We start from the raw sequence: 12,717 nt of genomic DNA, 5'->3' as shown, positions 1-12,717 counted from the left end.
GCCAATACTTTTCAGCATGAAAATGAACATTAAGTAAAAATGGTAGAGAAATTCATTTACATTTTGTCTAATTCTTATGTGCTGCTAAAATGTTAGAATTATAGTCACAATATTCAGAAAGTTGGTGTTTTTATGCCGTTGACAAATTTAAAAGCAACAGAAACATATTTTCGAGACCGAGAAACGGTCATTGAACTGACACAAAAGCTAGTTCGAATAGAAAGTGTGTATCGTGAAAATGATCCAACTGGTAATGAGGAAGAAGTTGCAAACTTTGTAGCACAATATTTAGGTGATATTGGAATTGAAACATATGTGGAGGAAGTAGTTCCTGGACGGCCAAATGTTATTGGCATTATTGATTCAGGAAAACCAGGTAAAACACTATTATTTGAGGGGCATACCGATGTAGTAACAGAAGGAAATCGTGAAGCGTGGAAATATGATCCTTTTGCTGCTGAAATAGTGGATGGTCGTATGTATGGTCGTGGAACGAATGATACGAAAGGGAATTTAGCGTGCATGATTACAGCATGCCAATCGCTACTATTAGATAAAGAAGAATTTACAGGCAAGATTATTTTATGTATTCCTTGCGATGAAGAAGGGCTTATGCTTGGTATTAAACATTTTATTAAGAATGGGTGGGCTGATAATGTGGATGGAGCAATTATTTGCGAGCCTGAAGAAAATCAAGTATGTATTGCACAGCGTGGAGCAATACGATTAAGAGTAGATATTTATGGGAAAATGGCTCATGGAGCGATTTCATGGAGCGGTATTAATCCAAATTGGCGTATGGCACGCTTTATAGTAGAAATAGAAAAGCTAGAAAAAGAAGAAAAGGCACGTTTAGGTAGGGACCCATTATTAAATTGGCCATCCATTACACCAACGATTTTACGAGCTCCTGTAAAGGGAGAGGCGCAAATTAATGTTATTCCAGACCACTGTATGATGACATTAGATATTCGAACAGTACCAGCACAAAATCACGATGAATTGTTAGGTAAAATTGATGCAATAATTACACGTTTAAAGGCAGATGATCCGGATTTCAAAGTTAATTTAACGGTACTTGATAATCGTCCCGCTACAGCAACGAGTAAAGATAATCCAGTTGTACGGGCCACGTATGAAGCAGTAGCTGAAGTAACTGGAAAAGAGCCTATTTATAACGGGGTTCCAGGGGCAACTGATGGAACATTCTTGCACGTTCATGGGATTCCGATTGTGACAATTGGCGCTGGGGACCGTGAAATTCCTCACCAAATTAATGAGTATGTAGATATTGAGGAATTAGCAGAAACGACAGCTATTTACCGCTTAGCAACATTAAAATTTCTAGCAGGAGAGGATTTGCAATGAAAATAGCCGTAATTCCGGGAGATGGTATCGGTAAAGAAGTAATGCAAGAAGCATTAAAGGTACTCGATTGTTTAATGCAACATGATAATACATTGCAAATTGAGTCGACAGTTTTTCCGTGGAGCTCCGATTACTATATGGAACATGGATGCATGATGCCAAAAGATGCATTAGAAATATTAAAAAAGTATGATGCTATTTTATTTGGCGCGATTGGTGATGTACGTGTACCAGATGATATAACGGTTTGGGAACTCATTATGCCAATTCGCAAACAGTTTCAGCAGTATGTCAATTTTAGACCTATAAAATCGCTGCCAAATATTGCTTCACCACTTACTTCTACAAAGGAAGTGGATTTTGTTATTTTTCGTGAAAATGCAGAAGGTGAGTATTCAAATAGTGGGGGCCAACTTTATCAAAATCAGCCCCAAGAGATGGCGATTCAAAATACAATTATGACGCGTAGGGGCATAGAAAAAATTACGGAAGCCGCATGTAATTATGCATTAAAGTATGGAAAGAAAAAAATCACAAGTGCTACAAAATCAAATGCAGTCATCCATACAATGAAATTTTGGGATGAGCATGTAAAGCGTACTGTATCTCAGACAAATTTACAACTAGAATCCTATTATATTGATGCACTAGTTGCTTATTTTGTAGAGCGCCCTCACGATTTTGAAGTAGTTGTTGCATCCAACTTATTTGGTGATATTTTATCAGATTTAGGCGCTGCTATTGTAGGCGGATTAGGGCTTTCTCCATCTGCCAATCTAAATCCTGAAAACGAGTTTCCATCTATGTTTGAACCTGTACATGGTTCTGCTCCCGATATAGCAGGACACGGTATTGCTAATCCCATTGCACAAATATGGTCACTCGCGTTGTTACTTGGTCACATTGGGCGACCTGATGCTGAACAATTGGTGATGACGGCAATTGAAGAGGTACTTATAAAAGGGGACGTAAGAACAGCGGATATTGGTGGTAATTCAACCACTACTGAAATGGGCGCTGCCATTTGTAACATAATTGCTTCAATGCAAATAGCACAAACAGGAGGTGTATAAGATGGATGATAAACAAGTTGTAATTGTTACAGGAGCTGGTGGGGGTATGGGAAAAGCAATTATAGAACAGTTACTTGCACAAGGTCATACAGTTATTGGACTTGATTTATCTATTACCGCATTAGCAGATATTAAAGATGACTCACTCCATATTTATGAGGTGAATGTATTAGACGAGGCACGTGTAAAACAAATTATACAAGATGTTTACACACAATATAATCGTATCGATAGTTTAGTAAATGCACTTGGTATTGCTCAATCTGCGATACCAATTGAAGATGTATCCATCGAGCAATGGGATCAGCTGATGAATGTTAATGTGAAAAGTATATTTATGACAGTTAAAGCCGTTGTACCTTATATGAAGAAAAAAAAGAAAGGGGCAATTGTAACGATTGGGTCCATTTCAGCCGTACGACCACGCCCAGGGTTACAAGCATATATTGCATCAAAAGGGGCAGCAGAAAGTTTAACAAGAGGGCTTGCTATTGAATTAGCACCATTTCAAATTAGAGTAAATACGATTCATCCAGGACCGGCAGATACGCAAATGCTTTCGCAATTTACAGCGGTTGATGCAGATGTGGAACAAACAAAGGAAGAAGTATTTTTACAATCTGTACCGTTAGGACGTCTGGTTACACCGAATGATATTGCCAATGCCGTTAGTTATTTATTGTCAGATGCAGCGAGTATAGTAACAGGTACAACTTTGCATGTTGATGGTGGACGTGGTTTGTAAAGGGAGTGAGAAGATGAATATAATTCCTATGTTTATTAATGGTAAGTGGATTACTGGGGAAGGGGAGCAACTAATTGATGTGTATAACCCTTCTACAGGTGAGCCAATGGCACAAATTATTAATGCACGAGATGTACATGTAGAAGAAGCTGTCCATGCAGCTCGCCAAGCTTTTGAAAGCAGAGAATGGAGAAACATAAAGCCGTATGAACGTGGTCAACTACTGACTGCACTAGCAGCTTATATCCGTGAGCATGCAGAAGAATTGAGTTTGCTAGAATGCAAGGATGTTGGTAAACCGTTAGCTCAAGCTCAAGCCGATATTGAAGCGGCTGCAAGATACTTTGAATTTTATGGAGGGGCAGCGGATAAAGTGATGGGCGACACCATTCCCATTGAAGATGGGATTTTAAATGCAGTTGTGTTAGAACCCGTTGGTGTAACGGTACACATTGTGCCGTGGAACTACCCGATTCAAATTACATCAAGAAGTGTAGCTGCTGCTATTGCAACTGGCAATGTCGTAATTGTAAAAAGCGCGGAAGATACACCGCTAACGACTCATGCGATTACACAATGGTTGGCAGATAAATTGCCACCAGGAGTTTTTCAACATGTTACAGGATATGGGCGAGAAGTCGGTGCACTTTTAACGAGTCATCCACACATTAATCATATTACGTTTACTGGTTCTGTTCCGACAGGGATTGCTGTGATGAAAGCTGCAGCTGAAAATGTCGTACCAGTCACACTTGAACTCGGAGGAAAATCACCAAATATTGTATTTGCTGATGCACCATTTGAACAAGCCGTAGAAGGAGTAGTTCGAGCCATTATACAAAATGCCGGACAAACATGTTCTGCTGGTGCACGACTATTAGTAGAGGCGTCAGTAAAAGAAGCATTTTTACAACAGTTAGTAAAGTGCTTTGAGGCGATACGTATTGGTCCAGGGGAAGCAGATGTAGATATGGGACCATTATTAAATGAAAATCAATACGTAAAAATCGCTACCTTATTAAAGGAAGCCCAAAAAGACGGCTATGTGATAACTGGTGGAGAAACTTTACAAATAAAAGGTTTTGAAAAGGGGTATTATGTACAACCGACTATTTTAGATGGACTTACACATCATCATCCATTCGCACAAGAAGAAATTTTTGGACCGATATTAACTGTTTTTACATTTGAAACAGTAGAGGAAGCCATTGAATTAGCGAACAGCACACAATATGGCTTAGTAGCGGGCGTTTGGTCTGAAAATGTAAATACAGCACATTATGTAGCTAGCCGTTTACAAGCAGGGCAAGTATTTATTAATAATTACGGGGCAGCTGGTGGGATTCAAATGCCTTTTGGTGGTTATAAAAAAAGTGGAATTGGCCGAGAAAAAGGGCTTGTTGCATTACGAAACTATACTCAAATGAAAAATATTGCTATTAAATATGCTGGACCAACTTGATGAAAAGGGGGAGGAATGGATGGGGGAACCGCTAAAACAACCCGTCTTACTCGATGTGCAAAATTTAAATATTAACTTCCTACTCAAGAACGGTAAAGTAGCAAAAGTAGTGGATGATGTTAGTTTTAGCATTTATAAAGGCGAAACAGTTGCACTAGTCGGTGAATCTGGTAGCGGAAAAAGTATAACTTCTCTTGCCATTATGGGGTTGCTTGCCGTTCCCCCTGGTGAAATTGCAGAGGGGAAAATAGTATTGAACGGAAAAAATCTACTTGAGTACAAACAAAAAGAACTAAGTAAAGTACGAGGAAATGAGATTAGTATGATTTTTCAAGAGCCAATGACTTCTCTTGATCCAGTTTTTACGATCGGTAATCAACTAATTGAGGGGATTCGTAGACATCAAAAAATCTCTAAAAAAGAAGCATGGCATAAAGCTGTTCTCATGTTACAAGAAGTAGGGATTGCAAATGCTGAAAAAGTGATTACTGAATACCCACATCAACTATCTGGCGGTATGCGTCAACGAATTATGATTGCTATTGCGATGGCAAATAATCCACACTTGCTTATTGCCGATGAGCCGACAACAGCCTTAGATGTAACTGTACAAGCACAAATTTTAAAACTAATGCTGAAAATGAAAGAAGAACATGGATCTGCTATTCTATTTATCACACATGATATGAGTGTTGTAGCAGAAACAGCCAATCGAGTAATGGTCATGTATGCAGGGCAAATTGTAGAAGAGGCACCTGTTCGAGAATTATTTTTAAATCCAAAGCATCCTTACACGGTGGCTTTATTAAACACGATGCCGAGCCTAGAGATGGATGTTGAAAGGTTGCCATCAATCCCTGGTTCTGTACCACCAGCATACGCTTTACCTGATGGATGTCGTTTTGCTGAACGTTGCCAATTTGCAATGGATACATGTCGTCAAATACAGCCTAAAGTGCGATTAATAAAGGAGGAACATAAAGTACGATGTCACTTATTCGCAGAGGAAGGGGCGTCTGTCTATGTCAAACAAGGAAGTATTACTCCAAATTAAACAGCTCAAAACTTATTTCCCTGTAAAACGAAAGTCAATACGTGAACAAAGAAAAGTTGTAAAAGCCGTAGATGATATTACCGTTGAAATATACCGAGGCGAGACACTAGGCATCGTAGGGGAATCCGGCTCTGGAAAATCAACATTCGGCCGCACTATTTTAAAATTGATTGAACCAACAGACGGTGAAATCTTATATAAAGGGCATCCTATACAGAATTTAAAAGGAAAGGCACTACAACAATTTCGCAATCAAATGCAAATGGTGTTTCAAGATCCGTATGCTTCATTAAATCCACGTATGAAGATTCGTACTATTTTAGAAGAGCCGATGTCACTGCAACTAGATTTAACAAAGGAACAAAGAAAAGAGAAGGTCAAAGAATTATTAAACAAAGTAGGGCTTTCAGAGGATGCGATGCATAAATACCCACATGAATTTTCAGGTGGACAGCGCCAAAGAATTGGGATTGCGAGAGCACTTGCTGTTAATCCAGAGTTCATAATTGCTGATGAACCAGTATCTGCCTTAGATGTTTCTGTACAGTCACAAGTTCTAAATTTAATGAAAGATTTACAAGATGAATTTCAGTTAACATATTTATTTATTTCACATGATTTAAGTGTGGTCAAACATATTAGTGATCGTGTTGCTGTGCTGTATTTAGGGCGAGTAGTAGAAATAGGAACGAAAAAGGAGTTATATGAACAGCCGTTGCATCCTTATACACAAGCATTATTGTCAGCCATACCGGTCGTTAATTTTGATGTGCCACGAGAAGCTACATCATTACAAGGAGAGTTGCCAAGTCCTATGGATCCACCAGTTGGGTGTGTATTTCATACTCGTTGTCCGTTTGTTATGGAAAAATGCGGGAAATCACGACCGACATTAGAGCAAATGAATCCGAAACAACAAGTAGCGTGTTTTTTATATGGTAAGAATACAGAAAATTCAGATTTATAGAGGTGTGAGCTATGTATGACAATATTACCGATGTTCCGGGTATCCAAGTAGGACATGTAGAAGACAAGGTAGGTATGACAGGGTGTACGGTTATTGTAGTTCAGGATGGTGCAGTCTGCGGTGTAGATGTGCGTGGTTCGGCGCCAGGAACAAGGGAAACAGATGCTCTGGATCCTATTAATGAAATTGACCAAGTACATGCAATTTGTTTAGCAGGCGGTAGTGCATTTGGGCTGGATGCTGCAACAGGTGTAATGCATTATTTGGAACAACAAGAGATTGGTGTCGATGTAGGAGTTACTAAAATCCCAATCGTACCGAGTGCAGTGCTATTTGATTTATTTATAGGCAATCCACTAATCCGGCCTACTGCGAAAATGGGCTTTAAAGCAGCAAAAATAGCAACTACAGGTTTTTTTGAAAATGGCAATATTGGTGCAGGATATGGGGCTACAGTTGGAAAAGTAGCTGGTCCACAATTTTGTATGAAGGGTGGACTAGGAAGTGTATCAATTCAAGGCAGTAATGGGATTATTGTTGGCGCTATCGTAGCTGTCAATGCTGTTGGCGATATAAAGGATCCTGATACACGTGAAATTTTAGCTGGAGCACGCCATTCAGAAACAGGTGATTGGATAGATAGCTGCGCATTTTTAGAGAAATATATATACTCCGATGCACTTCGTGGTACGAATACGACAATTGGTGTAATTGCAGTAAATGCAAAGTTAACAAAAGCGGAAGCAAAGAAGGTTGCGCAACTCACACATAATGCACTTGCCCGTACGATTTACCCCGTGCATACGATGTTAGATGGAGATACGATTTTTGTATTAGGAATCGGGGAAAAGTCGTATCCAGTCGACTATCTTGGTCAATTAGCAGTAGAGGCAATGGAACGGGCGATTGTAACAGCAATTAAAAGCGCTCAGAAATTAGATGGTGTTGAAAGTTATGAAAGTATCCGTAAATGAGGGAGGATGTACACATGAAGCATAAAATTTTGGCGGCATTTTTATTTGTGTTTATGGTGTTAATTGTTAGCGCGTGTTCAGGAGAGGATAATGGAACTGATACATCTACAAATACAGAAGGGGATACTAGTACAAGTACACAAGTAACAACTACACCACAAGAAATTATTGTTCGTATTAATGATGACCCTGACTTTTTGGACCCACATAAAGCAACGGCATCTATTTCATTCCAAATGATTTTAAATATGTTTGAAGGGTTAATGGCACCGGAGACAGATGGTTCATTAAAATCAGCCATTGCTGAGAGCTATGAAGTATCAGAAGATGGTTTAACCTATACATTTAAAATTCGACAAGGCGTAAAATTCCATAATGGTGAAGAGCTAACTATGGAAGATATTCAATATACATTTGATCGCATTATGGGAGCAAATGGTGGAGAAAAAATGAAAAATATTTTTGATAATGTTGCATCAACAGAAGTATCAGATGAGAGCACATTTGTAATAACGCTAAAAGAGCCGAATTCTAATTTCCTCTATTCATTGACAGCATTGCAATCAGCCATTATACCAAAGAGTAATGACGGTAAGCATAATGAAGCACCAATTGGTACAGGTCCATTTGCATATGAAAACTATTCACCTGGTATGAATCTAGAACTAAAAAAGCATGAGAACTATTGGCAGGAAGGTTTGCCGTATTTAGACAAAGTAGCATTTGCATTTCAATCAGATGACCAATCAGCAATTATGAGCTTATTAGCAAATGAAGTCGACTTAACAAGTGTTCCATGGCAACGTGTAAGTGAAGTGGAAGGGAGCTTTAATACATCAAACCAAAACAATAATTCTTCTTTAATTATTACGTTTAACGAAACAAAAGCACCTTTTGATAATGTGAAAGTTCGCCAAGCAATCAATCATGCAATTCGTAAGTCAGATATTATCGATTCTGTATTTTCGGGGTATGCAACGCCACTTGGCTCGAATATGAGTCCAGCGATGGGGGCTTACCAAAAAACAGGATTAGAATCGATGTACGAATATGATGTAGAAAAAGCAAAGCAGTTATTAGCTGAAGCTGGTTATCCAGATGGATTCAAAACAAAAATAACCGTTTCATCTCATAACGGTATTTATTCAAATATTGCTCAAATTGCTGTAGAAAATTTAAAACAAATAGGCATTGAAGTAGAAATTGACGTAGTAGAGTGGGGAATTTGGCTAGACCGTGTTTACTTTGGGCGCGATTATGAGATGACGACAATTGATTTAACAGGTCGTCCATCTGCATACGAAATTTTAAATGACTATATTTCAACAAATGATAGCGAAAACTTCTTCCTATTTAAAAATGACGAATTTGATCAAGTGATGAGTAATGTACTGAAAGAAACAGACGAAGCAGCTCAAATCGCATCTTACCATCGTGCACAAGAAATTTTAGCAGAACAAGCAGCATCCGTATACATTGCGGATTACCAAATTGTTTGGGGCTCTGATAAGCAAGTAACAGGATTAAAGAGCTATCCATTCTGGTTCCATGATATGTCTGAGGTGAAATTTCAGTAATTAGAAAGGGATGAATAATATGATGTATTTATTGCGTCGTTTCATCCTGTTAATAACAACAATCCTTCTTATATCAATGATCACATTTGGTGTATTTCAAATTTTACCTGGTGATCCCATTCGTACAATGTTAGGAACCGAAGCGGATCCTACACAAATTGAAACTTTGCGGTCTGAACTCGGTTTAGACCGTCCTCTTTATAAACAATATATGGATTGGATGAAGGGATTATTGACAGGGGACTTAGGCAATTCCATCCGCTTTTCTATGCCTGTAGAAGATTTATTGCTTGCTAGATTACCTGTAACAATTTCACTGGCTTCAATAACGTTGCTCATTGTTTGTGTAATTTCATTGCCGTTAGGAATGTTTGCGGCGCGTAGACAAAATAAGTTAAGTGATATCACATTATCGACTACTACACAAATTGGGATGGCCGTGCCATCATTTTGGCTTGGTATGATGCTCATTTTATATGTTGGTATGCAGTTTGAATTTTTTAAAATTAGTGGATATATTCCGTGGTCACAAAGTATTGTTGGGGCTTTAAGTACGCTATTATTACCGGCTCTCACAATTGCTATCCCACAAATTGCTGTTAATTTTCGTTATGTTCGTTCTTCTATTTTAGAGCAGGCGAGGCTTGATTATGTACGAACGATTCGTAGTAAAGGCATGTCTGAGAGTAATGTAATGTATAAACATGTATTAAAAAATTCCATGGTGCCTATTTTGACGATATTTGGTCTTATTACAGCTGAAGTTGTAGCAGGAACCATTATCGTTGAACAAGTATTTTCATTACCTGGGATAGGACAACTACTAGTTACAGCTATTAATAACCGAGACTTTCCGCTTGTACAAGGAATTGTTATGTATATTACGATAACGGTCGTTTGTATTAATTTTATTGTAGATATTTTATATACCGTGATTGATCCAAGAATCCGGTTAGGATGAGGGGAAGGTGTATGCGGTGAAATATATTCAAAGGTATACAAAACATATTAATTTCATCATTGGTCTACTTGTTGTTGTCGGCTTTTTCCTTATCATGTTAGTTAGCATCGTTTATACACCACATGATGTTACTTCGATGAATATTCCAGAGAAATTAAGTAAACCGAGCAGTGTGTATTATTTTGGGACAGATGAATTTGGGCGTGATATTTTTAGTCGCATTATGAAGGGAACGCAGACAGCATTTGCAGTAGGGATCTTAACTGTGTTAATTGGGACGATATTTGGTGTTGCAATTGGTGGAGTTGCAGGCTATGTTGGCGGTTGGGTGGATGAAATTTTCATGCGCGTAATGGATGCATTAATGGCATTTCCAGGAATTATTTTAGCATTAATGTTAGTAGCGATTTTTGGCCCAGGGATTATCAATACAGCCATTGCGCTTGGTATAATCGCAATTCCAAGTATTGCTCGAATTGCGCGAAGTGGCTTTGTACAGCATCGAGATGCAGAATATGTAATGGCAGCTAAGTTGATTGGTGTGAAGTCTTATAAAATTATGTTTCGGCATATTTTACCGAATATTTCGTCACAAATTGTTGTTGCGGCAACTGTAACATTTGCAACAGCCATGTTAGCGGAAGCAGCTCTCAGTTACTTAGGGCTTGGCGTACAACCACCAAACCCTAGCTGGGGGAGTATGTTAAAAGACTCACAAGCCTATTTAATGAGTGCTCCGTGGTATACGTATGCACCAGGTGGAGCAATTACACTACTTGTACTTGGTTTATATATGTTGAGCAATGCTTTTCGCGATTATTTAGACCCGCGATCAAAATCGTAATAGGTTTGGGGCAGTTTTTTTTAATAGTTCATATGCCTTCATCGCCATTTCTAAATTAAGTCGATAAGGAGATTGTAAGAAGTTTTCCCCTAAAATATTTTCTAGTCGCTCAATACGTTTATAGAGGGTTTGGCGGACGATAAACAATTGCTCAGCTGCATCGTTTTTGGCACCATTGCAAGCTAAGTATATAGCGAGAGTTTGATACAATTCACCACTATTTTTTTCGTCAAATATTAAAATTTCTTGTAAATAATCTTTTACGTATTGTAGTAATTGTTGAGAATCCTGTTGTAAGAGTAATCGATAGACACCTAAATCTTTATAGTACATGGAACAAGTAAGTTCAAGATATTGTAGTTGAATAGTGGAAGTAGCTTGTTTATAGCAGTTACTTACAGAATCAATCGTTTGATAGACATTGCTTATACCAATCGTTAAATTCATATGTTCAAAAAGGGTTGATTTATGTGTTGAAATTTGGCGAATAAATTCATCAAAGCTAGGACTGTTTTCTTTTATATAGTCTGCTGCAAGATAAAATGCCATGATAATAATTTCGTGTTGACGGACAGATACAGTAGGAAAAAATCCGAGCTTTTTCAAAATAGAACGGATAATCATTGCACGTTGAAGCTGGATTTCTTGCCAATCTTCAATAGAATAGAGTGCTGTATTTTTAGAGGTTTGCATAACAACAACACGATAAAATAAATTGCGACTTTCAACGGGTATATAATTTTGATAATACTTGACGTCAACATCTTGGCCTTGTATAAGTGCAAGAACAAATTCATCTTCACGACTTTGTTGTCGTTCTTGCAACATGCGGTTGCGTAATAAAATATGTGCAATCACCATTGTTGCACGTTCTAAATTGAGTAATGTGTATTCATTTGGCGGTAGCTTACTATGTAGGCATAAATACCCCCATACTTGTCCAAGTCCATTAACAGGAAGGATTATATAATGTTCTTTTCCTTTGATGATGCTCTTTAGAGACTGCGTGGAGTCATAATTTTGGCATTGCTGTTCCATATACAGGAGAGAATGTTTTGCTTCAATTGGGTAATAAACATTTTTTGATTCATCAGCGATAAAAAACAAATGCGCATTTGTATGTTCATGTAAAACATTTAAAATTTTCATAATTCCATTTGGCATGAGTGAAAGCTTCATAAAAATTTTTGACATGCTATCAAGTTGTGTCAAAGTCTGCTGATATTGATTAATAATAAATGCATGCAAATCTTGCGTTATATCAATAAAGCGTACAGTTTTTTCAAAAATAATAATAGGAAATGCATGTTCATCTGCAATACGTATTAATTGTTCAGGCACATAATCAAAATAATGTCCAATTTCGATACAAAGTGCGGCTGCATTATGGTGAATTAGATTTTGCACATAAGCAATTTGTCTATCAATCTCTAATTGTAGTCCTAACCCTGTTGTTAAAATAAGTTCCCCACCATTAATAAATTTATCGAAATCTGTTATTTCTAATATATGTGTCCACTTTACTGAGCGATGTAAACCTTTATGTCCAGCAATTACTTTTGCACAGTCAAAATGCTTTCGTTTTAGTACGGCTTGTACAGTAAGAGGGGGATTTTTCATTTCTATACACCTACCTTAGTTATATAGTAAATAATTATATTGGATAATAGAGAAAATATAACACATTAAATA

11 protein-coding genes are annotated in these 12,717 nt (G+C 37.8%); 10 read left to right on the top strand and 1 reads right to left on the bottom strand.

The window, feature by feature from the left end:
* Positions 1-132: 132 nt before the first annotated feature.
* Genes ACQQ2I_RS15460 through ACQQ2I_RS15415 form a run of 10 tightly spaced genes read left to right on the top strand, consistent with a single transcriptional unit; the run spans position 133 to position 11,025 of the window.
* The gene (locus ACQQ2I_RS15460) at positions 133-1,368 is read left to right on the top strand and encodes a M20 family metallopeptidase (RefSeq protein WP_431027670.1); all 1,236 of its coding nucleotides are present in this window, start codon (positions 133-135) and stop codon (positions 1,366-1,368) included.
* Entirely contained in the window at positions 1,365-2,441 is a 1,077-nt protein-coding gene (locus ACQQ2I_RS15455; protein WP_431027669.1) for an isocitrate/isopropylmalate dehydrogenase family protein, read from the top strand. The genes ACQQ2I_RS15460 and ACQQ2I_RS15455 overlap by 4 nt, the downstream gene beginning before the upstream one ends.
* Before the next feature lies 1 nt (position 2,442).
* Entirely contained in the window at positions 2,443-3,186 is a 744-nt protein-coding gene (locus ACQQ2I_RS15450) for an SDR family NAD(P)-dependent oxidoreductase (RefSeq protein WP_431027667.1), read from the top strand.
* A 13-nt stretch (positions 3,187-3,199) separates the two neighbouring features.
* A complete protein-coding gene (locus ACQQ2I_RS15445) occupies positions 3,200-4,648 on the top strand; it encodes an aldehyde dehydrogenase family protein (protein WP_431027666.1) in 1,449 nt (482 codons plus the stop codon).
* A gap of 19 nt (positions 4,649-4,667) precedes the next feature.
* Positions 4,668-5,702 carry an ABC transporter ATP-binding protein gene (locus ACQQ2I_RS15440; RefSeq protein ID WP_431027665.1) on the top strand — a complete coding sequence of 345 codons (1,035 nt, stop codon included), beginning with the start codon at positions 4,668-4,670 and terminating at the stop codon, positions 5,700-5,702.
* Positions 5,671-6,669 carry an ABC transporter ATP-binding protein gene (locus ACQQ2I_RS15435; protein WP_431027664.1) on the top strand — a complete coding sequence of 333 codons (999 nt, stop codon included), beginning with the start codon at positions 5,671-5,673 and terminating at the stop codon, positions 6,667-6,669. Before ACQQ2I_RS15440 ends, ACQQ2I_RS15435 begins: the two co-directional genes overlap by 32 nt.
* 11 nt (positions 6,670-6,680) lie before the next feature.
* Positions 6,681-7,643, top strand: coding sequence for a P1 family peptidase (locus ACQQ2I_RS15430; protein ID WP_431027663.1), 963 nt, complete (start codon positions 6,681-6,683; stop codon positions 7,641-7,643).
* Between the two features lie 53 nt (positions 7,644-7,696).
* Positions 7,697-9,220, top strand: coding sequence for an ABC transporter substrate-binding protein (locus tag ACQQ2I_RS15425; protein WP_431030529.1), 1,524 nt, complete (start codon positions 7,697-7,699; stop codon positions 9,218-9,220).
* Between the two features lie 19 nt (positions 9,221-9,239).
* A complete protein-coding gene (locus tag ACQQ2I_RS15420) occupies positions 9,240-10,181 on the top strand; it encodes an ABC transporter permease (protein ID WP_431027662.1) in 942 nt (313 codons plus the stop codon).
* Between the two features lie 16 nt (positions 10,182-10,197).
* Positions 10,198-11,025, top strand: a complete 828-nt coding sequence (locus ACQQ2I_RS15415) for an ABC transporter permease (RefSeq protein ID WP_431027661.1) — start codon at positions 10,198-10,200, stop codon at positions 11,023-11,025.
* On the opposite strand, the gene ACQQ2I_RS15410 is transcribed toward ACQQ2I_RS15415, so the two are convergent.
* Complete coding sequence (locus tag ACQQ2I_RS15410) at positions 11,014-12,645, bottom strand: PucR family transcriptional regulator (RefSeq protein WP_431027660.1); 1,632 nt, start codon at positions 12,643-12,645, stop codon at positions 11,014-11,016. The two genes, ACQQ2I_RS15415 and ACQQ2I_RS15410, sit on opposite strands and share 12 nt — an antisense overlap.
* Between the last annotated feature and the right edge of the window lie 72 nt (positions 12,646-12,717).

It is taken from the genome of Lysinibacillus sp. LZ02 (assembly GCF_050613145.1).
GTDB lineage: Bacteria > Bacillota > Bacilli > Bacillales_A > Planococcaceae > Lysinibacillus_B.
Note: the sequence above shows the minus strand (reverse complement) of the source record. Positions and strands in the feature narration are given on the sequence as shown.